General features: G+C 66.8%; 28 protein-coding genes, 1 tRNA gene and 1 other RNA gene. 19 read left to right on the top strand and 11 right to left on the bottom strand.

What is annotated here, in order from left to right; translation table 11 throughout:
- Nucleotides 1-398 precede the first annotated feature (398 nt).
- Nucleotides 399-800 carry a DUF6165 family protein gene (locus tag ACI2JH_RS13120; protein WP_101098736.1) on the top strand — a complete coding sequence of 134 codons (402 nt, stop codon included), beginning with the start codon at nt 399-401 and terminating at the stop codon, nt 798-800.
- An 81-nt stretch (nt 801-881) separates the two neighbouring features.
- Here the strand turns inward: ACI2JH_RS13120 and ACI2JH_RS13115 are convergent, their stop codons facing one another.
- The gene (locus ACI2JH_RS13115; RefSeq protein WP_404736407.1) at nt 882-1,919 is read right to left on the bottom strand and encodes a glycosyltransferase family 9 protein; all 1,038 of its coding nucleotides are present in this window, start codon (nt 1,917-1,919) and stop codon (nt 882-884) included.
- A 21-nt stretch (nt 1,920-1,940) separates the two neighbouring features.
- Between ACI2JH_RS13115 and ACI2JH_RS13110 the strand changes: the two genes are divergently transcribed.
- From ACI2JH_RS13110 to ACI2JH_RS13095, 4 genes are all read left to right on the top strand, one after another.
- The gene (locus ACI2JH_RS13110; RefSeq protein ID WP_101098738.1) at nt 1,941-2,690 is read left to right on the top strand and encodes a 3-deoxy-D-manno-octulosonic acid kinase; all 750 of its coding nucleotides are present in this window, start codon (nt 1,941-1,943) and stop codon (nt 2,688-2,690) included.
- Nucleotides 2,690-3,442: an MBL fold metallo-hydrolase gene (locus tag ACI2JH_RS13105; protein WP_101098739.1), complete on the top strand. Its 753-nt coding sequence runs from the start codon at nt 2,690-2,692 to the stop codon at nt 3,440-3,442. The genes ACI2JH_RS13110 and ACI2JH_RS13105 overlap by 1 nt, the downstream gene beginning before the upstream one ends.
- A 104-nt stretch (nt 3,443-3,546) precedes the next feature.
- Nucleotides 3,547-3,849 carry a type II toxin-antitoxin system Phd/YefM family antitoxin gene (locus ACI2JH_RS13100; protein ID WP_101098740.1) on the top strand — a complete coding sequence of 101 codons (303 nt, stop codon included), beginning with the start codon at nt 3,547-3,549 and terminating at the stop codon, nt 3,847-3,849.
- On the top strand, nt 3,833-4,213 hold the full coding sequence (locus tag ACI2JH_RS13095; protein WP_404736406.1) for a hypothetical protein: 381 nt from the start codon (nt 3,833-3,835) through the stop codon (nt 4,211-4,213). The genes ACI2JH_RS13100 and ACI2JH_RS13095 overlap by 17 nt, the downstream gene beginning before the upstream one ends.
- 184 nt (nt 4,214-4,397) lie before the next feature.
- Here the strand turns inward: ACI2JH_RS13095 and ffs are convergent.
- Nucleotides 4,398-4,494: signal recognition particle sRNA small type (ffs, locus tag ACI2JH_RS13090), an RNA gene on the bottom strand.
- Between the two features lie 173 nt (nt 4,495-4,667).
- Between ffs and ACI2JH_RS13085 the strand changes: the two genes are divergently transcribed.
- The 3 genes from ACI2JH_RS13085 (at nt 4,668) to ACI2JH_RS13075 (ending at nt 6,134) form a co-directional block, all read left to right on the top strand.
- A complete protein-coding gene (locus ACI2JH_RS13085) occupies nt 4,668-5,072 on the top strand; it encodes a hypothetical protein (protein ID WP_404736405.1) in 405 nt (134 codons plus the stop codon).
- On the top strand, nt 5,069-5,674 hold the full coding sequence (locus ACI2JH_RS13080; RefSeq protein ID WP_042613364.1) for a hypothetical protein: 606 nt from the start codon (nt 5,069-5,071) through the stop codon (nt 5,672-5,674). The genes ACI2JH_RS13085 and ACI2JH_RS13080 overlap by 4 nt, the downstream gene beginning before the upstream one ends.
- Nucleotides 5,675-5,816: 142 nt before the next feature.
- Nucleotides 5,817-6,134 (top strand): multidrug efflux SMR transporter, encoded by a 318-nt coding sequence (locus tag ACI2JH_RS13075; protein WP_101098748.1) that lies wholly within the window; start codon nt 5,817-5,819, stop codon nt 6,132-6,134.
- Nucleotides 6,135-6,159: 25 nt separating this feature from the next.
- Here the strand turns inward: ACI2JH_RS13075 and ACI2JH_RS13070 are convergent, their stop codons facing one another.
- The 4 genes from ACI2JH_RS13070 to ACI2JH_RS13055 all read right to left on the bottom strand — a co-directional run bounded on the left by ACI2JH_RS13070 (nt 6,160) and on the right by ACI2JH_RS13055 (nt 8,415).
- Nucleotides 6,160-6,723, bottom strand: coding sequence for a TetR/AcrR family transcriptional regulator (locus ACI2JH_RS13070; protein WP_404736474.1), 564 nt, complete (start codon nt 6,721-6,723; stop codon nt 6,160-6,162).
- Between the two features lie 49 nt (nt 6,724-6,772).
- Nucleotides 6,773-7,369 (bottom strand): NAD(P)H-dependent oxidoreductase, encoded by a 597-nt coding sequence (locus tag ACI2JH_RS13065; RefSeq protein ID WP_404736404.1) that lies wholly within the window; start codon nt 7,367-7,369, stop codon nt 6,773-6,775.
- Between the two features lie 85 nt (nt 7,370-7,454).
- On the bottom strand, nt 7,455-7,997 hold the full coding sequence (locus tag ACI2JH_RS13060) for a DUF1543 domain-containing protein (protein ID WP_404736403.1): 543 nt from the start codon (nt 7,995-7,997) through the stop codon (nt 7,455-7,457).
- Between the two features lie 325 nt (nt 7,998-8,322).
- Nucleotides 8,323-8,415 (bottom strand) — tRNA-Ser (locus ACI2JH_RS13055).
- A gap of 144 nt (nt 8,416-8,559) precedes the next feature.
- Between ACI2JH_RS13055 and dnaX the strand changes: the two genes are divergently transcribed.
- From dnaX to ACI2JH_RS13035, 4 genes are all read left to right on the top strand, one after another.
- Nucleotides 8,560-10,536 carry a DNA polymerase III subunit gamma/tau gene (gene dnaX, locus ACI2JH_RS13050; protein WP_404736402.1) on the top strand — a complete coding sequence of 659 codons (1,977 nt, stop codon included), beginning with the start codon at nt 8,560-8,562 and terminating at the stop codon, nt 10,534-10,536.
- 6 nt (nt 10,537-10,542) lie between these two features.
- Nucleotides 10,543-10,863, top strand: a complete 321-nt coding sequence (locus ACI2JH_RS13045) for a YbaB/EbfC family nucleoid-associated protein (protein WP_042613371.1) — start codon at nt 10,543-10,545, stop codon at nt 10,861-10,863.
- A gap of 43 nt (nt 10,864-10,906) precedes the next feature.
- Nucleotides 10,907-11,503 (top strand): recombination mediator RecR, encoded by a 597-nt coding sequence (gene recR / locus ACI2JH_RS13040; RefSeq protein WP_192084099.1) that lies wholly within the window; start codon nt 10,907-10,909, stop codon nt 11,501-11,503.
- Between the two features lie 68 nt (nt 11,504-11,571).
- Nucleotides 11,572-11,931 (top strand): histidine triad nucleotide-binding protein, encoded by a 360-nt coding sequence (locus ACI2JH_RS13035; RefSeq protein ID WP_101098753.1) that lies wholly within the window; start codon nt 11,572-11,574, stop codon nt 11,929-11,931.
- A 190-nt stretch (nt 11,932-12,121) separates the two neighbouring features.
- Here the strand turns inward: ACI2JH_RS13035 and ACI2JH_RS13030 are convergent, their stop codons facing one another.
- The 4 genes from ACI2JH_RS13030 to ACI2JH_RS13015 are packed head-to-tail and all read right to left on the bottom strand — an operon-like array spanning nt 12,122 to nt 16,491.
- Entirely contained in the window at nt 12,122-12,649 is a 528-nt protein-coding gene (locus ACI2JH_RS13030; protein WP_057506959.1) for a Slp family lipoprotein, read from the bottom strand.
- On the bottom strand, nt 12,646-14,592 hold the full coding sequence (locus ACI2JH_RS13025; RefSeq protein ID WP_404736401.1) for a DUF3488 and DUF4129 domain-containing transglutaminase family protein: 1,947 nt from the start codon (nt 14,590-14,592) through the stop codon (nt 12,646-12,648). The genes ACI2JH_RS13030 and ACI2JH_RS13025 overlap by 4 nt, the downstream gene beginning before the upstream one ends.
- The gene (locus ACI2JH_RS13020; RefSeq protein WP_101098755.1) at nt 14,585-15,505 is read right to left on the bottom strand and encodes a DUF58 domain-containing protein; all 921 of its coding nucleotides are present in this window, start codon (nt 15,503-15,505) and stop codon (nt 14,585-14,587) included. The genes ACI2JH_RS13025 and ACI2JH_RS13020 overlap by 8 nt, the downstream gene beginning before the upstream one ends.
- 32 nt (nt 15,506-15,537) lie before the next feature.
- A complete protein-coding gene (locus tag ACI2JH_RS13015; protein WP_101098756.1) occupies nt 15,538-16,491 on the bottom strand; it encodes a MoxR family ATPase in 954 nt (317 codons plus the stop codon).
- 40 nt (nt 16,492-16,531) lie between these two features.
- Between ACI2JH_RS13015 and ACI2JH_RS13010 the strand changes: the two genes are divergently transcribed.
- Complete coding sequence (locus ACI2JH_RS13010; protein ID WP_349999027.1) at nt 16,532-18,373, top strand: glycosyltransferase family 39 protein; 1,842 nt, start codon at nt 16,532-16,534, stop codon at nt 18,371-18,373.
- A gap of 189 nt (nt 18,374-18,562) precedes the next feature.
- Here the strand turns inward: ACI2JH_RS13010 and ACI2JH_RS13005 are convergent, their stop codons facing one another.
- Complete coding sequence (locus ACI2JH_RS13005) at nt 18,563-19,135, bottom strand: Maf family protein (protein WP_404736400.1); 573 nt, start codon at nt 19,133-19,135, stop codon at nt 18,563-18,565.
- Between the two features lie 114 nt (nt 19,136-19,249).
- Between ACI2JH_RS13005 and ACI2JH_RS13000 the strand changes: the two genes are divergently transcribed.
- From ACI2JH_RS13000 to ACI2JH_RS12975, 6 genes are all read left to right on the top strand, one after another.
- Entirely contained in the window at nt 19,250-19,759 is a 510-nt protein-coding gene (locus ACI2JH_RS13000; protein ID WP_042613379.1) for a DUF177 domain-containing protein, read from the top strand.
- A 136-nt stretch (nt 19,760-19,895) separates the two neighbouring features.
- A complete protein-coding gene (gene rpmF, locus ACI2JH_RS12995) occupies nt 19,896-20,090 on the top strand; it encodes a 50S ribosomal protein L32 (protein ID WP_042613380.1) in 195 nt (64 codons plus the stop codon).
- Between the two features lie 89 nt (nt 20,091-20,179).
- Nucleotides 20,180-21,157, top strand: a complete 978-nt coding sequence (locus ACI2JH_RS12990; protein WP_101098861.1) for a beta-ketoacyl-ACP synthase III — start codon at nt 20,180-20,182, stop codon at nt 21,155-21,157.
- Between the two features lie 72 nt (nt 21,158-21,229).
- Complete coding sequence (locus ACI2JH_RS12985; protein ID WP_404736399.1) at nt 21,230-22,012, top strand: serine/threonine protein phosphatase; 783 nt, start codon at nt 21,230-21,232, stop codon at nt 22,010-22,012.
- Nucleotides 22,013-22,216: 204 nt separating this feature from the next.
- A complete protein-coding gene (gene fabD, locus ACI2JH_RS12980; RefSeq protein WP_404736398.1) occupies nt 22,217-23,161 on the top strand; it encodes an ACP S-malonyltransferase in 945 nt (314 codons plus the stop codon).
- An 81-nt stretch (nt 23,162-23,242) separates the two neighbouring features.
- Entirely contained in the window at nt 23,243-23,608 is a 366-nt protein-coding gene (locus tag ACI2JH_RS12975) for an SDR family NAD(P)-dependent oxidoreductase (protein WP_404736397.1), read from the top strand.
- Nucleotides 23,609-23,622: the final 14 nt, after the last annotated feature.

Below are 23,622 nucleotides of genomic sequence, written 5' to 3'. Positions count from 1 at the left end.
CAGGAAAGAACCCACGCGGGGTTCGACGGTTCTGCAGGAGCAGAACCGGACAGCCGAATGGCTGGCCCCGTAGCGCAGCGCAGGGGCTGGGTGCAGGGATGCACCCAGCAATCCCCCCCTCTCCGCCAGACAAAAAGCAAAGGGCCACCCAACGGGTGGCCCTTTGCTTTTTGCGTGGCCGAGAGCGGGCAGGAAAGAACCCACGCGGGGTTCGACGGTTCTGCAGGAGCAGAACCGGACAGCCGAATGGCTGGCCCCGTAGCGCAGCGCAGGGGCTGGGTGCAGGTATGCACCCAGCAATCCCCCCCGCCATTTCCCGCGAAGCGCAGCGCACTGCATTTACCAGTCGCCCACCGCGTGCGCGTTATCATCCCCCTCTGCTTCCAGAGAGTGCTCCCATGACCGCTGAAATCCTCGTCCCCGTCGCCTTCGGCGAACTGCTCGACAAGATCTCCATCCTGCAGATCAAGTCCGAGCGCATCAGTGACGAGGCCAAGCTGGCCAACGTGCGCACCGAGCTGTCCGCGTTGGAAAAAACCTGGATGGCCCATCCGGCCGGCGGCAAAGACGTGGCCCAGCTGCGTGCCGACCTGAAAGCGATCAACGAAGAGCTGTGGGACATCGAAGACAACATCCGCCTGCAGGACAAGGCCGGTGACTTCGGCGATGCCTTCGTCGCGTTGGCGCGCAGCGTCTACCTGCGCAACGACGAGCGCGCGCGCATCAAGAAGGCGATCAACCTGGCGCTGGGTTCGGCCTACGTGGAAGAGAAGTCGTACAAGGACTACCGCGCTGGCTGACGCGGCGGTAGTGACGGCCGCCGGCCGTCATGCCTCCACGTTGACGGCCGGCGCCTCCGGATGGACGGCCAGCGGCCGTCACTACCGGGCGGCGTAGCGTTCGAACGCGGCGATGCCGTCTTCCACCGTGATCAATTCCATCACGTCGTCGAACTCGATCTTGGTGCCCCATTTCAGCGCGCTGGCCGGCTTGCCCAGGTACTTGCGCGCCGCGTCGTCATAGCGGTCCACGCAGTAACGGCGGTCCGAATACGGCCCGCTGCGGTGCGGATTGCTTGCCGCGTGCAGGCCCAACACCTTTACCCCCATCGCGTTGGCGATGTGCATCGGCCCGGAATCCGGCGTCATCACCAGCGCCGCGCGGGCCAGCAGGGCCGGCAGCTGCTTCAGCGTGTCCTTGCCGACCAGGTCCAGCGCCGGCTGCACCAGCTGCGCCTGGATGGCATCGGCGGTGCGCCGTTCCAGCTCGCTGCGGCCGCCACACAGCACGACCCGCCAGCCGCGCGCGCTGGCGTGGTTGGCCACCGCAGCGTAGCGATCGGCATACCAGTTGCGCCGCTCGTGGCTGGAACACGGCGAGATCATCAGCACCGGCCGACCATCGTCCTGCCACTGCGCCTGCGCCCAGGCATGGGCCTGCGCTGGCACCGCCAGGTCCCAGCTGACCTCGGTCTGCTTCAGGCCCAGGGGCTCGCAGAAGCTGCCGATGGCATCCAGTACGTGGATGCCGGGACGGTCCGGGATGCGCTCGTTGATGAACAGTCCATGCAGGTCCTTGGAGCGGCTGCGGTCATAACCGATCCGGCGGCGGGCGGGTATGAAGGCCGACAGCACGTTGGCCCGGAACGCCACCTGCATCTGCAGCAGGGCATCGAAGCGCTCGGCCGGCAGCTCCTCGCGCAGGGCTTTCATGCCCGCCAGCCCGGTCTTCTTGTCGTATGCATGGAACGTCACCCCGGGCAGCCCGTCCAGCAGCTTCAGACCCACCTTGTCGATCACCCAGTGGATCCGGGTGCCCGGCCGCGCCGCCTGCAGGGTGCGTACCAGCGGCACCACATGGGTCACGTCGCCCAGCGCGGACAAACGCAAAAGGCACAGGGAAGAGGACGGTGATGCCATGGTGTTGTTAGACTCGAAGGAATGGTCGCATTCGACGCCAATGAAGCGCTGACGCCTTGCCGTGATGGTCGCGGCATGGGTGCCATTCTGTTCGACCGCGAACGGCTGCGGCAAGCCGACGCCAGTCTGTTCTCGCCGCAGCACTGGGGAGAGCGGGCGCGGCCGGTGGGCGAGGGCGGTCGCGGCAGTGCCTGGTTCGTCGACGCGCCGTTTGGCCCCAGCGTGCTGCGGCACTACCTGCGTGGTGGCCTGGTGGCCAAGCTGAGCCACGACCGGTACCTGTGGCGCGGCTCGCAGCACACCCGCAGCTTCGCCGAATTCCGCCTGATGCGCGCCCTGCGCGAACTCAAGCTGCCGGTGCCGCGCCCCATTGCGGCGTACTACATGCGAGAAGGCCTGCGCTACCGCTGCGCGATCCTGATGGAACGCATCGAAGACGTCCGCTCGCTGGCCGACCGTGCGCTGGTCGCGGGCCGTGGCGCGCCATGGGAAGAAACCGGTCGGCTGATTGCGCGTTTTCATCGTGCCGGGCTGGATCATGCCGATCTCAATGCGCACAACATCCTGTTCGATGGCAACGGGCATGGCTGGCTGATCGATTTCGATCGCGGCGTGCAACGCATTCCGGCCACCGCCTGGCGCGAGCGCAACCTCAAGCGCCTGCTGCGTTCACTGCTGAAACTGCGCGGCGAACGCAGCACCGATGAGGTCGAGAAAGACTTCGCCCGCCTGCGCCGTGCCTACGACCTGGCGTGGAACCGGGGCACCTGATGGACTGGTCGCTGCGTTTCCTCGGCGTCGGCAATGCGTCGGCGGTGGAGCTCGGCTCGCCGATGTCGGTGATCGAGCGTGATGGTCGGCCGTGGCTGACCATTGATTGCGGCGGCGAGGGATTGACCGCGTTCCAGGCGCACTACGGCCACATGCCGCAGGCGCTGTTCGTCACCCACGTGCACCTGGACCACGTCGCTGGCTTCGAGCGCCTGTTCGTGGATACCTTCTTCAATGCGCAGCGCCGCGGCAAGGTGCGGCTGTACGTGCCTGCGCCGGTGGTGCCGCTGCTGCACAAGCGGATCGGCGACTATCCGAACGTGCTGGCCGAGGGCGGCGCCAATTTCTGGGATGCCTTCCAGCTGATCGTGGTGGGCGATGCGTTCTGGCACGAGGGCGTGCGGCTGGAGGTGTTCCCGGCCCGCCACCACTGGCCGGAAACAGCCTACGGGCTGCGCCTGAAGGGCGCGCTGACCTGGAGCGGCGATACCCGTCCGATACCTGAAATGCTGGCGCGGTTCGCTGATGACAACGAATTGATCGCGCATGACTGCGGCCTGCACGGCAACCCGTCGCACACCGGCGTGGATGACCTGGAGCGCGAATACAGCGCCGAACTCCAGGCGCGGATGATGCTCTACCACTACGCCAGCGTGGCCGATGGCGATGCGCTGCGTGCACGCGGCCACCGCGTGGCGCTGCCGGGGGAGTGCGTGCCGCTGGCGCCGCCGACAGCGGTGCAGGCGCCATGACGGCGAAGGGCGGCCGCCAGGCGCGGCCCGCCTTGGCGCGGCTGCCATTTGATCAGGTTTAATGGATGCGTTAAAGTTCGGGCAACGCTTCGGCTGGAGAGCCCATGGACCTCTGCGATGACATCGTTCCGCTGAACCAAGTGCGTGCCCGCTTCACGGCGCTGGCCGAAGACGCCCGCAATGGACATGCAAAAGTCATCACCCGCAATGGCGAAAGCTATGTCGCCATCGTCGACGCGCGGAAGCTGGATTACTACCACCGCCTTGAGCGCGAAGTGCAGCAATTGTCTGCATTGCGCGACGTAGTGGACGGGCTGGAGCGCTTGCGGGCGGGAGAAGCGGGTGCTGACCCGGCCGCGGTACGTGGACGCCTGCAGGACAGAGTGAAGCGTGCCACGCGCGGCTGAACCGCGCGTGCTGGCGGTCCACGCCCATCCTGCCTACGAACGCTCGCTTGAAGCGGCGGTGGATGTCTTGCTGGAACTCGGGGCTGTCGATGCAGCTCAGGCCGTACTCGACCGCGCAGCGGGTTTCCTGCCGGAGCTGCTGCTGCGGTATCCCGAGGCCGGGCGTCAGTTTGATCCGCGCAATCTGGAAGGGGCGCGTGTACTGGCTTTGGCGGCGCGGGTGCGTGAGTTGCTGGGCGATACCATCGAGCTGCGTGAGTACGTGCTGGATGACTACCTGGTGCTTTACGCCATCCATGATCGCGCCGTGCACCTGCTGACGCTGCGCGATCATCGGCAGGACGGCTTCAGCCTGGAGCCGTAATAGACCGTTCGCTGCCGCCGGCGGCGCTGCAGGCGCCCTGACCGCATCCGGCGCGCGCAACGATCAGGTAGCGCCGAGCCACGCTCGGCGGGATCCTTCCGGGGCTTCCGGTCCTGACGCAGGCCGCGCTTCGCGCTCGCCGAGCCATGCTCGGCGATACGGGTACGAGGCTGAAAAGGTGGCGACCCCGCCGGCTGACCTCGGCGCCCGCGTCGATCGATACCGTTGCTGCCTTCCGGCCCTGGCGGGATTTTCGATCTAGCGTCGCGAGGGGCCGACGGGGCCACCATAGAGACGTAGTCACCTTGCTGGCGACCTGTCACGGACGTGGCACGCAGCGCGAAGCGCCTGGAACCCGGTCCGGACTGCACATCGCTGGGCGATGGCAGGCGCGCATTCTAGCGCATGCGCGCATGCGTTAGCCAGCACGCACTCAGCGTCGTTCCCCCTCACCATGATGATGCGTCGCCTGACTTCCGGCGCTGCATTCCATGCCTATGCTGAACAAGGTGCTCGCGCCTGTGTTCAATACGAGATGTATCGTATGGGATGGTGTATGGTGGGATTCAACGAAGCCAAGCAACAGGTCATCCGAGACCTGCAAGCGGGCAACTTCGTCCACGAAGTCCGCCGCAACATCAGCAGCAAGAACCTGCTGCTGACCGGGGGGATCAGTGCGTCGGATCTAGCGGCAATTCTCAAGCGCGCGCGGGGGCAGGATCACCGCAGCTCGCCCCACCACCGGGGCGCCGACATCCAGGTGCACGAGATCCTCGCCGCCGGTTGGTATGTGAAGTTCTACTTCCTTTCCGATACGACGTTCATCAGCGTTCACCGACAAGAGTCCATCAGGCCATGAAGCTCTACCGCGAAGGCGAACACAGGGACGCCCTATGTGACCGGGACGGTCGGGTCACCGCCACCTTTGAATACCGGGACGTGCCCTTTTCCGATGGGCGCGCGATTGCGCGTGACATTCTGGTGGGACGGTGCAACGCCTGCGGTGATGTGATTCTCATCCCGGCGCAGTCAACCCCGGCGGTGGCCAATGCGCGTTCAGCGCAGCAGTGCTCGTTCGAGGTCAACGTGCCTTCGGTGTTCGTCGAGCTGCTGGATGCCGCTGCCGCCCGCATCACGCCGCTGGCGACGCCTGACTTCCGCAAACGCCTGTTCTTTTTCTATGTCAACCGCTACGCGCACGGCCAGGAGACATCAGCCGGGCTTGCGAAGCTGGCCAGACGATCAGCAGAGCTGGAAGCAGGCGGGCCAGCCAAGCGGTTGTCGATGAAGTTGAGTGCCTTTGCCAATGAGCGCATCGAGACCGTTCTGCAGCGCTCCTCGTTGACCAGGACCGAGCTGATCAAATGCGTCGCGTTGAAGGTGGGCGACGATATCGTCGCGCCCGAGCGACCACGTCACATAGGCCAACTGACCGTGCTTGCCGACATCCTGTATGCCTGATCTGCGTGAACCCGTTGTAACCACGAAAGGCCCCGTATGGGGCGGCGATCCAGCTGTTGCTAGACTCCAGCCCGGAGGAACGGCCTCCCCCACACCGGGTTGAAATGTCCAGGACGGCCTGGCCCCTGCAAAGGAGGCCGCCATGGCCTGGCTCTATCTTCTGTTCGCTGGCTTGCTGGAAATTGTCTGGGCCGTTTCGATGAAACAGTCCGAAGGCTTCAGCAAGCTCACCCCCACGCTCATCACCCTGGTCGGCATGATCGCCAGCTTCTGGCTGCTGGCCGTGGCGATGCGCAGCCTGCCGCTGGGCACCGCGTATACGATCTGGACCGGTATCGGCGCGGTCGGTGCGTTCGTGGTGGGCATCGTGTTCCTGGGCGAGCAGGTCAGTGCGATGCGCATCGGCGCGGCCGTGCTGATCGTGTGCGGACTGGTGCTGATGAAGCTGTCCAGCAGTTGATGTGCGACCGGGTGATGGCGGGGCGTCACGCGCTCCGCTTCACCACCGCAAGCAGGGTCTGCAGCAGTTCGTCGCAGGCCTGTGACCTGCTGATATCGCCGTCGGCTGCGGCCTGCGACAACGTATCGGCCGCGCCCAGCACCGCCCACATGCCGGCGTTCGCCACCCCGGCCGGGCCGGCGAAGGGGGCGAATATGCGCTGGCACTTTTCGATGAACGCCTGCTGGTAACGGCGCCTCACCGCCTGCAGTTCCGGCGAGCCGCCCAGCGCGGCGACGACGGCAGAAATCTCCTGTCCCTGGGTCAGGACGCACTCCACATAACTGGCCGCGACCACCCGCGCTTTTTCGTGCAGCGTGGCCTTGGCAGCCTCAACTGCGGTATCGAAGATCGCCGTCTGTCGCACGTCATAGTCTTCGTAAAGCGCGGCAAGCAGGCCATTGCGGGTGCCGAAGTGATCGTAGGCCACCGGCTTGGTGACCCCCGCCGCTTCGGCCAGCCTGCCCAGCGTCAGCTGGTCGGTGCCCTCCTCGCTGATCATTGCCCATGCCATGTCCAGCAACTGGCGCGTGCGTGCTTCGCGCGGCAGGCGACGGCGGGGGGCGGGCGTGGCAGTGGCGGAGGACTTCGGCAACGACTCAATACCCGAGGTTGGCGATGCGGCGCCCGATCGCGTGGGCCGTATCCAGATGCGCGCCCGGAAAGCCGGGATCCGATGCCAGCAGGCGCGCCGAACTGGCGACATTGGCACCACAGTAATCGAAAATCCCATGGTCGATCTGCGTGACCATGGCCTTGGCGTAACCGTGGCGCTCGATCATCCCCGCGTCGGCGCCGCCGTTGGCGACCAGATGCACCTGCAGCCGCTGCAGTTTCTTCTGCACCTTGCCGTCGGGGCCTTCGTCGTAGGCCCAGCCGTTGCTGAAAACGCGGTCGATCCAACCCTTCAGCAGCCCTGGAAACGACCACCAGTAAATCGGGTAGACCAGCACCAGCGTGTCCGCCCGTTCCAGGCGGGCGTGCTCGCGCGCTACATCGTCAGGAGCCGCAGCGCGCTTCTCGAAATAGGCGAGGTCGTCGCTGTTGAACACCGGATCGAAGCGTTCGGCGGTCAGGTCCGCGAACTCCGTGGTAGCGGCTGGGTCGGCGCTGGTGATGCCGTCGGCCACGCGGTGGGCGATGGCATGGGTGAGGGAGTCTGGATTGGCGTGCGAGACCACGATCAGTGCGTGCATGGGAGTCTTCTGTTAGTTACTGTGGGTAACTTACTATAAGTAGATATCCCGCCCGCGCCATGCACACTGATGGAACGCTGTCAGCTCACCGGATGTTGGTCCTGCGCGCGATGGGGCGGTAGCCCTGCCATTCCGGATGAGGCTGGGTGCCTGATGGGTTGGGCTGCAGGTGCACGTGCAGGCCGCCGAACTCCCCGAGGGTCAGGCAGTTGTCGACCTCGCGCAGGTCATCCTTGTGCAGCTGCTGGGCCCCTTGCAGCAGGCTGCGCCGCGCCTTCGCCTTGGCGCCGGCGGCATCGGCTGCGACGAACAGGCCGAACGCATGCAGCTCCGCCAGGCTGTCTGCGCGGTAGCCGCCCATGTTGACGAAGAACAGCGTGAGCCCGGATGGGTCTGGCTCCGGCGCGAGATGTACGTCGAAGCCATCGGCCCAGTCGATGCGCATGTAGCCATCCAGATGCAGGCTGCCGGGGTCGCCGAACCACGCCTCGCGCAGGGCAGGGTAGGCATCCTGCACGCGGGAAACCGCGGCGAACTGGACGTCGTGCAGTTCGATGTTGGCGCGGCCGGCCGTGCCGCCGATGTAGAACTGATAGACGTGTCGGCTGCGGGCGAGTGGGGTAGGCATGACGAGAGAGCGTGCTTGCGGGTGACGCGTCAGCGTAGCCGCAGATCGCAATCGATGCCGTGGGAAGCGTCTGTAGTGCCGACCTTGGTCGGCAGATCTTCTCACGGTGCCGACCAAGGTCGGCACTACAGAAGCCGGGGCGGAGAGAGGGGGATTGCTGGGTGCATCCATGCACCCAGCCCTTCCGCGCTGCGCGCTGCAGGGCCAGCCTTCGGCTGTCCGGATCTGCTCCTGCAGATCCGTCGAACCCCGGGGCTTCTCTCTGCCGCTCTCCCCACCAGACAAATAAAAAGGGCCGCCCGATGGGCAGCCCTTTTCATTTGTCTGGCGGAGAGAGGGGGATTCGAACCCCCGAAGCGCGGTTTAGACGCTTACACACTTTCCAGGCGTGCTCCTTCAACCGCTCGGACACCTCTCCGGATTCCCCTGCGGAACGACAATGCCGTTGCAGGGGCCGCAGATTCTAGCTGGCTGCGCGGCTGGACACAAGGCCCTGCAGTTGCCGACGTAGGGGGCTGGACAGGCGTGGCACAATGGTCGTCCTGATGAAGACGGTGGCCTGATGTCCTATCTCGTCCTTGCCCGCAAGTGGCGTCCAAAGCGTTTTGCCGAGCTGGTGGGCCAGGAACACGTGGTCCGCGCGCTTACCAATGCGCTGGACAGCGGTCGCGTGCATCACGCTTTCCTGTTTACCGGTACCCGTGGGGTGGGCAAGACCACCATCGCGCGTATTTTCGCCAAATCGCTGAACTGCGAACAGGGCACCAGTGCCGATCCCTGCGGCCAGTGCCCGGCCTGCCTGGACATCGATTCCGGCCGCTACATCGACCTGCTGGAAATCGATGCGGCGTCCAACACCGGCGTGGACGATGTCCGCGAGGTGATCGAGAACGCGCAGTACATGCCCTCGCGTGGCAAGTACAAGGTCTACCTGATCGACGAAGTGCACATGCTGTCCAAGGCGGCGTTCAATGCGCTGCTGAAGACGCTGGAAGAGCCGCCGGAGCACGTCAAATTCCTGCTCGCCACCACTGATCCGCAGAAGCTGCCGGTCACCGTGCTCAGCCGCTGCCTGCAGTTCAACCTGAAGCGCCTGGACGAAGACCAGATCCAGGGGCAGATGACCAGGATCCTGGCGGCCGAAGAGATCGAAGCCGACGACAGCGCCATCGTGCAGCTGTCCAAGGCCGCCGACGGCAGCCTGCGTGACGGCCTGTCGTTGCTCGACCAGGCCATTGCCTATGCCGGCGGTGCACTGCGCGAGGACGTGGTGCGCACCATGCTGGGCACGGTGGATCGCACCCAGGTGGCGGCCATGCTCGACGCCCTGGCCGAAGGTGATGGCCAGCGCCTGCTGCAGGTCGTGGCGGCGCTGGCGGAGTTCTCGCCGGACTGGAGCGGCGTGCTGGAAGCGCTGGCCGATGCCCTGCACCGCATCCAGGTACAGCAGCTGGTGCCCGGTGCCATCGCCGCCGATGGCCTGGACCTGGGCGGCTTTGCTGCGCGGGTGCGCCCGGAAGTAGTGCAGCTCTGGTACCAGATGGCCCTCAACGGCCGCCGCGACCTGCCGCTGGCGCCGAGCCCGCGCGCGGGTTTTGAAATGGCCGTGCTGCGCATGCTGGCCTTCCGCCCGGCCGCTGCGGTGCCGCCGGTGCCGCGTGCACCGGAAGGTGGCGAAGGTCTGCAGTCGGGTGGTTCGACGGGGGCGGCGAGCGGTTCGGCGGGTTCGACCGGCATCGCCGCCGCACCCGTTGCCGCCGCACCGGCGCCGGCCGTGGAAGCCAGCGTGCAGGCCGCAGCGCCCAAGCCCGGTCCGCTGCCGGATACCACGCCGGTGGAAGATCCCGAGCCAGCGCCGCCGGCACCGGTGAAAGATCCGCCGCCGGCCTCGAATGAACCGGATCTGCCCCCGTGGGAGATCGAAGCGGCCGATGACAGCGAACTGCGCGACGATGCACTGGCGGCTGAACTGGCTGGCCCGGACGCGGCCATGTTGGCGCCGTGGCAGCCACCTGCCGAACCGGCACCGCGCGCTGCGCCCGCTGTTGCGGTGGCGGCACCGCCCAAGCCGTTCCGCGCCGAAGGCATCGACATCGCGCCTGCCGCCAGGGTGGCTGAAGCAGCAGCCCCGGGCGGTGCTTCGGTGGCATTGGCCTGTGCCGAAGATTGGCTGGAACTGGTTGCTGCCAGTGGCCTGAGTGGGCCTTCGCGGCAGCTTGCCGCCAACGCGGCGTTCATCAGTTTCCAGCACGGGGTCTTGAAACTGGGTTTGTCGCCCGGATTTGAGTACCTGAGTTCCGAACGCGCGCTGGGCGCGCTGGCGGAGATGCTGGGCAAGGCGCTGGGTTCGCCGCCGAAGATCGTGGTCGATGCCACGCAGGCGCCGGCCGAGACCCTGCACCAGCGATCAGACCGTCAGCGGAGTGAACGCCAGCAGGCGGCCGAGGCGTTTTTCATGGCCGATCCGGAAGTGCAGGTGCTGATCCAGAAGCACGGCGCGCGGCTCGTGTCCGATTCCATCCGTCCCTTTGAAGAGTAACGAACCATGCGCGGCAATATCGCCCAGATGATGCAGCAGGCCCAGAAGATGCAGGAGAACCTGCAGAAGGCCCAGGAAGAAATCGCAAAGCTTGAAGTCACCGGCAGCGCCGGTGGCGGCATGGTCAGCGTCACCCTCACCGGTGCCAAGGAATGCCGCAAGGTGCGCCTGGATCCGTCGCTGCTGGGCGATCAGGAAATGCTGGAAGACCTGGTGGCCGCAGCCTTCAATGATGCGTCCAACAAGATCGATGCCGAGTCGAAGACCCGCATGGGTTCGGCCACGGCCGGCATGCAGCTGCCCCCGGGCATGAAGCTGCCGTTCTGATGCAGCGCAGCCGGGCATGGCCCGGCTCTATCCGAGCCGAATGATGTCCGCACCCCTGCTTGACCAGTTGATCGAAGCGCTGCGCGTGTTGCCCGGCGTGGGCCAGAAGACCGCCCAGCGCATGGCGTACCACCTGCTGGAACGCGAGCGCGAGGGCGGCGAGAAGCTGTCCTCGCTGCTGGCGCAGGCGATGGAGCGCATCGGCCATTGCGCGCAGTGCCGCGATTTCAGTGAAAGCGAACTGTGCGCGACCTGCGCCAACAACAGCCGCGAGCGCAGCCAGTTGTGCGTGGTGGAATCCCCCGCCGACCGGCTGGCCATCGAAAACGCGACCGGCTTCCGCGGCGTGTACTTCGTGCTGCAGGGCCGGCTGTCGCCGCTGGATGGCATCGGTCCGCGCGAACTGGGGCTGGAGCTGCTGGGCCAGCGGCTCGATGCCGGCGAGATCACCGAAATGATCATCGCCACCAGTGCCACGGTGGAAGGCGAAGCGACCGCGCATTACCTCGCCCAACTGGCGCGTGCGCGGCAGGTGCGGCCGAGCCGTCTCGCGCAGGGCCTGCCGCTGGGCGGCGAGCTGGAGTTCGTCGATCGTGGCACGTTGTCGCATGCCTTCGGCACGCGCAGCGAAGTGCGGTAATAAAGACAGAAGCATACCCACGCGCGTAGTGCCGACCTTGGTCGGCACCTCCCCAAGAGGCGAAACCCATGACCAGCGAAACGCTCTTCAGCAAGATCATCCGCCGCGAAATCCCGGCCGTCATCGTCTACGAAGACGAGGAGGTGCTGGGCTTCAAGGACATCGCGCCGCAGGCGCCGGTGCACGTGCTGTTCATTCCGAAGAACGAGGTCATTCCCACCCTGGATGACGTAACGCCGGGGCAGGCGCACCTGATCGGCAAGTTGGCGCTGGCCGCCGCACAGTACGCGCGCGAACAGGGCCTGGCCGAGGACGGTTACCGCATCGTCATGAACTGCCGCGAACACGCCGGCCAGACGGTGTTCCATATCCACCTGCACTTGCTGGCCGGCGCTCCGCTGGGCCACTTCGGCGCGCCCGCTCAGTAGCGCCGACCCATGGTCGGCGGATACCCGGGGTTGAGGGGCCTGATCGTTTCCGCCGACCATGGGTCGGCGCTACCGCTTCTGCGTTGTCGTTCGCCCGGCCAGTAAGCGGCGCTACCGCTTCTGCTTTGTCGCCGCGCGCAACAGAAAAAGCCGCCCGAAGGCGGCTTTTTCATTACAGCTCAGGCAGTGCTCACCACCAGCCGTAACGGCCGTAGCCCCACGGGCCCCACGGGCCCGGACCCGGGCCCCACGGACCGTACGGGTAGGGCACCACATCGACCTGGCGCTGTTCCGGCCACAGATAGATCACATCGGCGGCGAGCTTGGGCAGGCGATAGTCGTACTCGCCGATCTTGACGTTCTCATAGCCGTCCACGCGGCCGATGAAGGTCACATCGCGGCCTTCTTCGAACACCGCCGGATCATAGAAACCGGCGCGGCAGGCAACGAAGCGGCCGTCACTGGCGTCGGTGGAACTGGTGGTCGGGCGACCACTGGCGTTGAGCGGGCGCGACAGCAGCTGGAAGCAGGTCTGGCCCTGGCCCGGCAGCGTTTCGATGATGCGGCCGCCCCAACGCACCGGCGCGCCCACCTGCTGGGTCGCCACGGTATCGCGCGGGGTCACGGCGGCGAACTGGCCCTGCAGCGGCTTCGGTGCCGTCGCGCAGGCCGCCAGCGCCAGTGAGGCAGCCAGGGGAAGCAGAATCTTGATGTTCATGATGTGGCTCCGGAAGACGGACGATGCCTGCGCAGGTCGGCCAATAATGAAGCGTGGTCGACATGAGTGCCAGCGTAGCGCGCGTGGACGAAACGCTGGCTGAGCGCCAGCAAGGCAGGATCGCTCCGATGGGCGTCAACGCGGCGTGCCCATTCCATCGCCGGCTCGGACGGTTCACGCGCCAGGCCCTGTCTCGCGTAACGGCGGCCCAGTCGGTGCCAGGCGCGCAGCAACGGGTCGCGCTCGCGTTCGCCGCGCGCCAGCACCCAGGCCATCGCCCCCAGCGCCATCAGCGCAATCACCACCAGGCTGGAAATCAGCTGTGCCGGCGACAGGTCCGGCATGCCCAGCGGCCGCAGCAGCTGCTGCTGGCGGGTGGCGTCGAAGGACAGCACCATCTCGTTCCAGCCCCTGCGCAGCCAGTCCATCGCCTGTCCGGTCTGCAGCCAGGCCCCCTGCATGCCGCCCGCTTCGGTGCCCAGTCGATCTTCCAGTGTGTCGTAGATGCGTTCGGGGGCCACCGCGGCGGTGGGGTCCACGCGCACCCAGCCGCGCCCCGGAAGCCACACTTCGGCCCAGGCGTGGGCGTCCATGCGCCGCACCACCCAGTAGTCGCCGATCGGGTTGCGCACGCCACCGGCAAAGCCGGTGACAACGCGCGCCGGCACCCCGGCATTGCGCATCAGCACGACGAATGCCGAGCTGAAGTGTTCACAAAAACCCACCTTCTGATCGAACAGGAATTCGTCCACCGCGTTGCGGCCGGGCAACTCGGCATCCAGCGAGTAGGCGAACTCGGCGCGGATCCAGTCCAGGCTGCGACGCACCAGCGCGGCGTCGTCGTTGCCGGCTTCGGCGCGCCACTGGCGAGCGAGCGCAGCGGTGCGCGGATTGAATCCTTCCGGCAACTGGAGCGACAGCTGGCGCTGCCACGGCGACAAGGACGCGGCGAACACCTGCGGCGGCGCCGACTGCAGCGTCCAGCGGCTCAGCGAAGCCAGTGGGCGATCACTGACCAGGCTGTAATCGGCGGTCAGTCGCGCGCCGGCCGGTGCGCTGTTTGGCAGGTCCAGCGCCACCAGCTGGCGGCGGTCGGTGGGTTCGTAGTCGATGGTGTAGTTCCAGCGCTGCGTACCGGCCTGCACCGGAACGGGCGCGCGCCCTTCATTGCGGCGGTCGCGGATCCACGTGCGGCCATCGAAATGGGTCATGACCGGACCGCGCCAGTAGCGCTGTTCTGGCGCTGGCACCGGTCCATGGAACTGCGCGCGTAGCGCCGGGGTGTCGTCGGCCATCAGGTCCAGCCACTGGCCCGGTTCCATGCTGTCGGACAGGCCCGGCCGGCTGACCGCACGGTCCGGCAGGCCCCACAGCGGCTGTGACAGGCGCGGGAACAACCAGAAGGTTGCCATCGCCAAGGGCAGGCCGATCAGCAGCAGGCGCAGCACGCCACGCACCTGCACGCGCAGTGCCGGCGTGGGTGACCGGCCTTCGACCTGCGCCAGCCGCTGCAGCGCGAGCAGCGCGCAGACGCCGGCCAGTGTGGCCAGCAGGGTGGTCATCGGGCCTTGATCCAGCAGGAAAGCGGCGAACGGGGCGAACAGGGCGAAGCCGAGCAGGCTGCGCGCATCGCGCAGGGTACGCAGTTCGCTGGACTTGATCGCCAGCATCGCCGCCAGCAGCGCACAGCCGGTATCGCGGCCGGGGCGGACGCCCATCTGCACGTAGATCAGGGCGAGCATCGCCAGCACCAGCAACAGCCGCACGGTCACCGGCAGCAGGCCACGACGTGACACCACGGCAGTCAGCAGCGCGACACCTGCGATGGTGGCAGCGAGCACGCTGGGCAGCTGCAGCAGCAATGGCAGCAGGGCCAGCGCGGTGCTTGCCAGGGCCCAGCCACGGGCATGGCGGTCCAGCAGGGAGGAGGCAGGTTCAGTCATGCGGCAGCAGCGCCAGCGCGCGCAGGCAGAGGTGGTGGTGCGAAGCGCCCTGTGCAGGCCCGATGGCCGGCTGGCCCGGCAGCTTCAATGTATAGCGGCGGCCCTCGCGTTCGGCCAGGTCCACCCAGCGCGCAAGCCGGGCGATGCGTTGTTCGGTGCCCAGTCCATGCAGCTGGCGCCAGTCCAGCATCACTTCGATGCCGGCCGGCTTTTCATACTCCCGCACCAGCAGCGTGTCGCGCCGTGCGGAATGCTTCCAGGCGATGCTGCGGCGGGGGTCGCCTGCGCGATAGGGGCGCAGTTGATGCAGTTCTTCTCCGGCCGCATCCATCCGGCTGTGCAGCGGGTCGCTGCCTTGTTCGGGCAGCCCGGGGCCTTGGGTTTCGGCATGCGGGTACACCAGCAGCGGCTGGTCCGGCCAGAACCATGACCACGCGCGCACCAGTCCCAGTGGCTGCGTGGTGGACAGGCGGATGCGGTCCAGGTCCAGCCAGCCGCGCTGGGTGGTGGGCAGTTCCAGTTCGGCATCCACCCGGCCGCCGGCGGGGACTGCGGTCCAGCTGTGCGCATCGCCGTGGTCAAGTTGCAGGCCCGGCCGGCCGCGCTGTTCGCGCTGGGAAAGTGCAACGCGTACGCGCAGCGGCTGGCCGGCCGCCACCGGTTCGGCGCTGACTGCATCCAGGCTCAGCCCGGACAAGGTCAGGTGTGCGCTGATCGCACTGGCCACGCCGGCGCCGGCCAACAGCAACGCCAGCAACAGGGCAGGGTTGTTGTTGTAGTTCAGCGCGCCGAGCAGCATCGCCGCCAGCACGGCGGCCACGAACAGTCCGAAGCGCGTGGGCAGGACGTAGATGCGGCGGCGGTCCAGCCGTTGCGGCAAGGTTTCCGGCTGGCGCGGGCGCGCCAGGTTCATCAGCCACTGCCGGCGCGTAGGCACGGGCGCGTTCAATCCACCGGCACCGTCTGCAGGATCGCCTTTGCCAGCGCCGTGCCGGCCGACGACTCGGCTTCGCCGACCAGGCGATGCCCGGCCACGCCGATGAACAAGGTCTGCACGTCTTCGGGAATGACATGCGCGCGGCCCAGCAGCAGCGCGTGCGCCTTCGCTGCACGCAGCAGCGCCAGCCCGGCACGCGGTGACAGTCCAACGCGCACGCCGGCGTGCTGCCGGCTGCGGGTCAGCAGTGCCTGCACGTAATCGATCAGCGCATCGCTGGCATGCACCTGCAGCACGGCCTCGCGCAGTGCGCGCACCTGCTGGTCGTCCAGCTTCGGGGTGGCGCGCGCGATCAGGTCGCGACGGTCCACGCCACGCAGCAGCTCGCGTTCGGCCTCCACGTTGGGATAGCCCATCGCCAGCCGCAGCAGGAACCGGTCCAGCTGCGAATCCGGCAGCGGGAAGGTGCCCGACAGGTCCACCGGGTTCTGCGTGGCGATCACGAAGAACGGGTCCGGCAAGGCGTGGGTCTGGCCATCCAGGGTGACCTGCTGTTCGGCCATCGCTTCCAGCAGCGCGCTCTGCGTGCGGGGCGGCGCGCGGTTGATCTCATCGGCCAGCAGCACGTGGGTGAACACCGGGCCAGGGTGGAAGGCGAACTCGCGACTGCCCGGATCCAGGATCGACACACCGAGCACGTCGGCCGGCAGCAGGTCGGACGTGAACTGCACGCGTTGGAAGCCCAGTCCCAGGCTGGAGGCGAGTGCGTGGGCGAGGGTGGTCTTGCCCAGGCCGGGCAGATCTTCGATCAGCAGATGCCCGCCGGACAGCAGGGCGACGAAGGCCAGTCGTACCTCATGGGCCTTGCCCAGCACCAGGGCGTTGACCTGTTGTTGCGCATCAAGCAGAGCCTGACGCAGTTCATCGGTTAGCATGCGGGGCACGGGGGGCGAAGAATCCATCGTCGTCTCTGGCTCGGTCTTCCTTCGATTCTATAGAGCAATGCAGGGCGAACAACGCGCACGCACGATATTTCTGTGGCTATGGACACTGATCACGGCAGTGAAACTGGTCGTGGCCGCACGCCTGCCGTTGTTCGTCGACGAGGCCTTCTATTGGCAGGAAGGCCAGCACCTGGCCGCCGCCTACTCCGACCTGCCGGGCCTCACTGCGTGGCTGGCCCGGCTGGGCGTGGAGATCGGCGGGCACCATGTCCTGGCGCTGCGCCTGCCCTTCCTGGCCATCGGGGCCTGGTTGCCTTGGGCGGTATCGCGCATCGCCACGCGCTGGTTCGGCAACGTGGCCGGCTGGCAGGCCGGCAGCCTGACCCTGCTGATGCCGCTGTCGGCCACGCTGGGCATGTTGGCCGTGCCGGACGTACCGATGGCGATGGCTGCGGTGCTATGCCTGGGGGCCGGCGCGCGCTTGCTGCACACGGTGGATGCCGCAGCTGCGATGCGGTTGGCGCTGGGCCTGCTGATCGGCGCGCTCAGCCATTACCGCTTCATCGGCGTGATCGCCGTCGGTTTCATCGCCCTGCTGATGTTGCCGCAAGGCCGCCGGATGCTGCGCGATCCGCGCATCTGGGTGGCGCTGGCCGTTGGCGTGCTGGCATGGCTTCCGTTGCTGGCATGGAATGCGGACAACCATGAGGCAGGGCTGAAGTTCCAGATGGTCGATCGCCATCCCTGGGATTTCCAGTGGACCGGGCTGTGGTTCCTGGTGATCCAGCCGATGCTGGTGACCCCGCTGCTGTGCGTGGCGATGTGGAAAGTGGCCGTGGCCGGCACGCGTGCCGGGGGCGGTGCGCGCGCGCAATGGCGTTACTTCGGGCTGGTTGGTGGCGTGTCCACGCTGGCGATATTCGTGCTCGGCTTCTTCACCGACGTGGAACGCATCAGTTTCCATTGGCCGCTGCCGGGCTACCTGGCGCTGCTGGTGGCCGTGCCGGTGGTGCTCAATGGCTGGCCGCGCTGGCTGCGCCGCACGGCATGGTGGACCGCCGGGGTGGGCTTGGCGTTGGCTTTCAGCTACTACCTGATGGCGTCTTCGCCGCAGCTGCGCGAGCAGTTGGCCGGTTACAAATATTACCCGCGCAATTTCGCCGGCTGGCAGCCGCTGGCCGATGCCGTGCGCGAGGAATTGCAGCAGATGCCACCCGGCACCAAGGTGCTGGCCGGCAACTTCAAGGTCGGTGCGGAGCTGGGCTTCCAGCTGGGCGATGCCGATATCGCGGTGCTGCCACATCCGCTCAACGACAAGCATGGGCGCAGCGTGCAGCTGGGCTTGTGGGGCCAGCTGCACGATGGCAAGCGCGATGGCCCCCTGCTGCTTGTGCTTTCGCCCAGCGACCAGCGTTACCGTGAACTGCTGGACCGCTATCACGCAATCTGCGGCCAGGTCGGTCCGCTGCCGCCGCCGCGCGTGGTCAGCAGCGACCATGGCTTCCAGCGTTTCCTGTTGATCCGCCTGCCGGCCCAGCGCGAGGAGGGGCCGTGCATTACGCCGGCGATGGCCTGGTTCGATGCGCCGTCCTCCGGTGATGTCGTGGCGGCGGACCTGCACGTGCGCGGCTGGGCGTTCAAGGACGGCGTCGGGCTGTCACGCGTGGAAGTGCTGCTGGACGGGCGCGCGGTGACCGATGCGGTGTACGGGCGGGCCTTCGACATCCGTCCGGCGTGGCCGCAGTCCAATGATCCGCAGCATCCCAACGTGGGCTTCGATGCTCACCTGGACACCCGCAAACTGGCGCCGGGACGGCACTGGCTGGGCCTGCGCCTGCATGGCCACGATGGCAGCGTGGAGCTGTGGCAGGAACAGCCGTTCGTGGTGCCCGCGCGCTGACGACCTGGTGGGTGACGACCTTTGGTGTCGTGGGTGACGACCGTTGGTGTGGTGGGTGACGACCGTTGGTCGTCACGCTCTTCGCCGGGGTCGGGAAAGGCCCGGTGACGACCAACGGTTGTCACCCACAGCAGCAGACCTCGCACCGCCGCGATCCGTCGGCTTCGTAGGTGACGACCTCGGTCGCCACTACGGGATCGGGATTCCCGCTTGGCGCAGCAGTGCGCACAGCGCGATCAGCGGCAGGCCCACCAGCGCGGTCGGGTCGCGGTTGTCGATGGCCTCGAACAAGGCGATGCCCAAGCCCTCGCACTTAAAGCTGCCGGCGCAGTCCAGCGGCTGTTCGGCATCCACGTAGCGTGCAATCTCAGCCTCATTCAACACGCGAAAGCGCACCGTGGTGGTATCCAGCGCCTCCCTGCGTTCTCCGTCGCGCATGAGACAGATCGCCGTATGGAACTGCACTGCGGCCCCGGACATCCCGGCCAGCTGCGCCCGGGCGGCTTCCACCGTGCCCGGTTTACCCAACGGCTGGCCCGCCAGATCGGCCACCTGGTCCGACCCGATCACCCATGTGCCCGGGTGCCGCCGGGAGACCTCGGCCGCCTTGGCTGCCGCCAAGCGTACCGCCAGCGCGGCCGGGGCCTCGCCGGGCAGGGGGCTTTCGTCCACCTGCGGGCGTGCGCAGTCGAAGGGCAGGCGCAGCCGTTGCAGCAGCTCGCGGCGGTAAGGCGAAGTAGAGGCCAGCAACAGGGTATTCATGCGTGGAATCAGGGCTCTGGGCCACCCAGTCTGGCGCCTGGCTGACGCCCGCCACAAGCCTGAAGCTGCAGGTAATTGACAGCGGCCGCGACGGTCCTTAACATTCAGCGGCTTATGTCCGCGAACGTGCCCGAAACGCTGGATGCTTGGCGGATGGTCGCAGCGCGAAGGCGCTTCGACGGCCAGGTCGATCTGGCTCAATTCACCCGCCTGCAAGGGCTTGTTGCCGATGCTGAAGGTCAGTGCACGTATGCACTGGAATTCTCGCACGACGACATCCTGCGGGTATCCTATGTGGAATTGACCATCGATACCGAGCTGCCGCTGATCTGTCAGCGCAGCCTGCAGCGTTTCCTGCTGCCGGTGAAGCTGGTGCAGAAGATCGGCCTGATCCGCGAGGAAGACGAGGAATCGTCCCTTCCGGAGGACTTCGAGGCCCTGCTGGTGCCTGAAGATGGCCAGCTTGTGCCGCTGGAGCTGGTCGAAGACGAACTTGTGTTGGCGGTCCCGGTGGTACCCCTCTCGCCCGATGGCGAGGCGGTGGACCAGGAATGGGCCCCGACGAAGGAAGAAACCGACAAGGTCAACCCGTTCGCGGCGTTGGCAGCGTTGAAGAAAAAGTAAGGTCGGGCTGGCCTGACCGAGCGAATATGCAGCCGGGTATCGTCGGCGGCTGCGGCGAAAGCGAAAAGTGTGCTGGGCGCTGGCGTCCTGTGCGACGAAACGACGAAGAACATCGAACCGAGTTTGGAGCAATCCCATGGCTGTGCAGAAATCCCGTGTCACCCCGTCCCGCCGCGGTATGCGCCGTGCGCATGACGCCCTGAGCGCAAAGCAGCTGTCGACCGACCCGACCACGGGCGAAGTGCATCTGCGTCACCACATCACTGCCGATGGTTTCTACCGCGGCAAGAAGGTCATCCAGACCAAGACTTCTTCCGTCGAAGAAGATTGATGTGAGTGAAGGCCGCTGCCGTGCCGGCAGCGGCCTTTGCCGTATCCCTCCGGGCACCGGCAACGGCCGCCCGCGCAACAGGAATGTCGATGAGCAAGCGGATCTACTCGAGGATCGCGGGCACCGGTAGCTATTTGCCGGAGAAAGTGCTGACCAACGCCGACCTGGAAAAAATGGTCGAGACGTCGGACGAGTGGATTGTTTCGCGCACCGGCATCAAAGAGCGGCACATCGCCGCCGCAGAAGAAACCACCAGCGACCTCGGCTACCACGCTGCGGTGAAGGCGCTGGAAGCGGCCGGCATCGATGCCAGCCAGCTGGACATGATCGTGGTCGGTACCACCACGCCCGATCTGATTTTCCCGTCCACCGCGTGCCTGATCCAGGCCAAGCTCGGTGCGACCGGTTGCCCTGCCTTCGACGTCAACGCGGCCTGTTCCGGCTTCGTGTTCGCGCTGGGCGTGGCCGATAAATTCATTCGTTCCGGTGATGCACGCCATGTGCTGGTCATCGGGGCGGAAACCCTCACCCGCATCGTCGACTGGAATGACCGCACTACCTGCGTGCTGTTCGGCGACGGTGCCGGTGCGGTGGTGCTGAAGGCTGACGAAGAGACCGGCATCCTCAGCACCCACCTGCATTCGGACGGCAGCAAGAAGGAACTGCTGTGGAATCCGGTCGGCGTCTCGGCCGGTTTCGGCGAAGGCGAGCAGGCACGTGGCGCGATCCTGATGAAGGGCAACGACGTATTCAAGTACGCGGTGAAGGCGCTGGATTCGGTGGTCGACGAGACCCTGGAAGCCAACGCGCTGAGCAAGGCCGACCTGGACTGGTTGATCCCGCACCAGGCCAACCTGCGCATCATCGAAGCCACCGCCAAGCGTCTGGAGATGTCGATGGACCAGGTAGTGGTGACGGTGGACAAGCACGGCAATACGTCGTCGGCATCGGTCCCGCTGGCGCTGGACCACGCGGTGCGTTCGGGCCGGGTAGAGCGCGGCCAGCTGTTGTTGCTGGAAGCGTTCGGTGGTGGCTTCACATGGGGTTCGGCATTGCTGCGTTACTGATAACGCGAGTGTCCATTTCGTTAGAACGTCGTTACGGCCCCTTGGGGCCGTACTGCGTTATGGAGAATGCCCATGGTTGATCCGATTACCCTTGAGGGGCAGCGGGCGTGGTTGAAGCAGTACGGTGAGGGAAGTCGCGCCGTTGCGCTGGGCCTGCTCAATTTCGTCGCCCGCCGTTTCCACTTGGATGCCCTGCGCCCGCCGCCGCACCGCGGCGGGGATGCCGCCCGCCAGACCGAGGCACGTCGGCTGGGCGAACTGCAGGCGCAGGGCGTCAACGTGCCTTCGGTGCTGGGCAGTGGCCATGCCGCACTGGTACTGGGCGACAACGGCAGTTCCTTCAATACCTGCCTGCGCGAGGCCGACGATGCCGGCCGCGATGCGCTGGTGGTCGCCGCCATGCAGGCGATGGCGGCAGCGCATGCGCGCGGCGCGTATTTCGGCCAGCCGCTGCCGCGTAACCTGACCTGGGACGGGCAGCGCGTGGGCTTCATTGATTTCGAAGAAGACCCGCTGGAAGTGATGGACCTGGACCAGGCGCAGGCGCGCGACTGGCTGATGTTCGGCTATGGAGTGGCGAAGTACTACGCCGATCGCCCGCAGCAGCTGCAGGCGATGATGGCCGCCGCGATGGACGGTGCGCAGGCGCCGGTGCGCGAGCACGCGCATGCGGTAACCGGGCGGCTGCAGCGCTTGGCCAAGGCCAGCCTGGGCCTGGGCCGTTCGGCGCGCGCGCTGGCCCATGTCATCCTGATCGTGCATGGCGCCACCACGCTGGGCGTGCTGATGGTGCTGGTGGTATGCGCGGACTGGCTGGCCGATGGCCAGCTGGACCTGCTGGAACTGCTGACCTGACGCAGGGTAGTGACGGCCCCCGCCGAGCATGGCTCGGCGCTACCGAAAGCCCCATGTGCGTGGTGGGTGACGACCGTTGGTCCTGGTGGGTGACGACCGTTGGTCGTCACGCCCCCGCCCGCCCTGCATACGCGCACGTACAGACGGCAGGCGGCAATCGCCTTTATCATGGCCTGCTTCGATTCAAACCAGGCGGATGACCGCGTGACTGATTCCACTCTTGCTTTCGTTTTCCCCGGCCAGGGCTCACAGTCCGTGGGCATGCTGGCCGAGCTGGCCGAGCTGCACCCGCAGGTGCGTGAAGCCTTCACGGAAGCATCCGATGGCGCCGGCGTCGACCTGTGGGCGCTGTCCCAGGGCGGCCCGGAGGAAATGCTCAACCGCACCGAATACACCCAGCCGGCCTTGCTGGCTGCCAGCATCGGCGTGTGGCGTACCTGGAAGGCACTGGGCGGCGCGCAGCCGTCGCTGCTGTCCGGCCACAGCCTGGGCGAGTACTCCGCGCTGGTTGCCGCCGGCGCCCTGAGCCTGCACGACGGTGCGCACCTGGTGCGCCTGCGTGGCCAGTTCATGCAGGACGCCGCACCGGCGGGCGTAGGCGCGATGGCCGCCGTGCTCGGCGCTGAAGACGCACTGGTGCTGGACGTGTGCAAGGAAGCGGCCGGCAGCCAGGTACTGGTGCCCGCCAACTACAACTCGCCCGGCCAGATCGTCATCGGTGGCGACGCCGCCGCGGTGGATCGCGCGCTGGCGCTGCTCGCTGAAAAGGGCGTGCGCAAGGCGGTGAAGCTGGCCGTCAGCGTGCCTTCGCACACCCCGTTGATGCGCGAAGCTGCCAACCGCCTGGCCGAGACCATGGCCGGCCTGTCCTGGCAGGCGCCGCAGCTGCCGGTGGTGCAGAACGTCGATGCCACCGTGCACGAAGGCCTGGACGCCATCGCCGCCGCGCTGGTGCAGCAGCTGTACCAGCCGGTGCAGTGGACCGGCTGCGTGCAGGCGCTGGCCGCGCGTGGCATCACCCGTATCGCCGAATGCGGCCCGGGCAAGGTGCTGACCGGCCTGGTCAAGCGCATCGACAAGACCATCGACGGCCGTTCGCTGGCCACCCCGGGCGACGTCGAAGCCGCCCGCGAGGCATGGTCGGCCTGACTCCCTTCCCGTTGCCCGCCTGCGTCGTGCCCACCGGCATGGCGCCGCGCGCGGGCGACCGCACCATTCGAGGACAGCATCATGAGCAAGCCCCTGCAGGGTGAAATCGCACTGGTCACCGGCGCAAGCCGCGGTATCGGTGCCGCCATCGCCGACCTGCTGGCCGCCCAGGGCGCCACGGTCATCGGCACCGCCACCACCGATTCCGGTGCCGCCGCCATCGGCGAGCGCCTGGCCGCGCAGGGTGGCCACGGCCGCGCGCTGAACGTCACCGACGGTGCCGCGCTGGATACCGTGCTGGCCGACATCGCCAAGGAATTCGGCCCGATCAGCATCCTGGTCAACAACGCCGGCATCACCCGCGACAACCTGCTGATGCGCATGAAGGACGAGGACTGGGCGTCGATCATCGACACCAACCTTATCATGTTTTTGTGTACTATCTAGTATGTCTTTTGATT

This window comes from Stenotrophomonas sp. NPDC078853 (assembly GCF_044901215.1).
Taxonomy (GTDB): domain Bacteria; phylum Pseudomonadota; class Gammaproteobacteria; order Xanthomonadales; family Xanthomonadaceae; genus Stenotrophomonas; species Stenotrophomonas lacuserhaii.
This window is presented reverse-complemented; position numbering and strand designations above follow the sequence as displayed.

Coding starts and splice junctions, on each gene's coding strand:
- ACI2JH_RS13045 (WP_042613371.1), top strand. CDS start 10,543: ATGCGCGGCAATATCGCCCAGATGATGCAGCAGGCCCAGAAGATGCAG.
- ACI2JH_RS13010 (WP_349999027.1), top strand. CDS start 16,532: ATGCAGGGCGAACAACGCGCACGCACGATATTTCTGTGGCTATGGACA.
- rpmF (WP_042613380.1), top strand. CDS start 19,896: ATGGCTGTGCAGAAATCCCGTGTCACCCCGTCCCGCCGCGGTATGCGC.
- recR (WP_192084099.1), top strand. CDS start 10,907: ATGTCCGCACCCCTGCTTGACCAGTTGATCGAAGCGCTGCGCGTGTTG.
- ACI2JH_RS13000 (WP_042613379.1), top strand. CDS start 19,250: ATGTCCGCGAACGTGCCCGAAACGCTGGATGCTTGGCGGATGGTCGCA.
- ACI2JH_RS12985 (WP_404736399.1), top strand. CDS start 21,230: ATGGTTGATCCGATTACCCTTGAGGGGCAGCGGGCGTGGTTGAAGCAG.
- dnaX (WP_404736402.1), top strand. CDS start 8,560: ATGTCCTATCTCGTCCTTGCCCGCAAGTGGCGTCCAAAGCGTTTTGCC.
- ACI2JH_RS13015 (WP_101098756.1), bottom strand. CDS start 16,491: ATGGATTCTTCGCCCCCCGTGCCCCGCATGCTAACCGATGAACTGCGT.
- ACI2JH_RS13035 (WP_101098753.1), top strand. CDS start 11,572: ATGACCAGCGAAACGCTCTTCAGCAAGATCATCCGCCGCGAAATCCCG.
- ACI2JH_RS13060 (WP_404736403.1), bottom strand. CDS start 7,997: ATGCCTACCCCACTCGCCCGCAGCCGACACGTCTATCAGTTCTACATC.
- ACI2JH_RS13120 (WP_101098736.1), top strand. CDS start 399: ATGACCGCTGAAATCCTCGTCCCCGTCGCCTTCGGCGAACTGCTCGAC.
- ACI2JH_RS13115 (WP_404736407.1), bottom strand. CDS start 1,919: ATGGCATCACCGTCCTCTTCCCTGTGCCTTTTGCGTTTGTCCGCGCTG.
- ACI2JH_RS13025 (WP_404736401.1), bottom strand. CDS start 14,592: ATGACTGAACCTGCCTCCTCCCTGCTGGACCGCCATGCCCGTGGCTGG.
- ACI2JH_RS13075 (WP_101098748.1), top strand. CDS start 5,817: ATGGCCTGGCTCTATCTTCTGTTCGCTGGCTTGCTGGAAATTGTCTGG.
- ACI2JH_RS13005 (WP_404736400.1), bottom strand. CDS start 19,135: ATGAATACCCTGTTGCTGGCCTCTACTTCGCCTTACCGCCGCGAGCTG.
- ACI2JH_RS12975 (WP_404736397.1), top strand. CDS start 23,243: ATGAGCAAGCCCCTGCAGGGTGAAATCGCACTGGTCACCGGCGCAAGC.
- ACI2JH_RS13085 (WP_404736405.1), top strand. CDS start 4,668: ATGATGATGCGTCGCCTGACTTCCGGCGCTGCATTCCATGCCTATGCT.
- ACI2JH_RS13080 (WP_042613364.1), top strand. CDS start 5,069: ATGAAGCTCTACCGCGAAGGCGAACACAGGGACGCCCTATGTGACCGG.
- ACI2JH_RS13105 (WP_101098739.1), top strand. CDS start 2,690: ATGGACTGGTCGCTGCGTTTCCTCGGCGTCGGCAATGCGTCGGCGGTG.
- ACI2JH_RS13100 (WP_101098740.1), top strand. CDS start 3,547: ATGGACCTCTGCGATGACATCGTTCCGCTGAACCAAGTGCGTGCCCGC.
- ACI2JH_RS12990 (WP_101098861.1), top strand. CDS start 20,180: ATGAGCAAGCGGATCTACTCGAGGATCGCGGGCACCGGTAGCTATTTG.
- ACI2JH_RS13065 (WP_404736404.1), bottom strand. CDS start 7,369: ATGCACGCACTGATCGTGGTCTCGCACGCCAATCCAGACTCCCTCACC.
- ACI2JH_RS13030 (WP_057506959.1), bottom strand. CDS start 12,649: ATGAACATCAAGATTCTGCTTCCCCTGGCTGCCTCACTGGCGCTGGCG.
- ACI2JH_RS13020 (WP_101098755.1), bottom strand. CDS start 15,505: ATGAACCTGGCGCGCCCGCGCCAGCCGGAAACCTTGCCGCAACGGCTG.
- ACI2JH_RS13110 (WP_101098738.1), top strand. CDS start 1,941: ATGGTCGCATTCGACGCCAATGAAGCGCTGACGCCTTGCCGTGATGGT.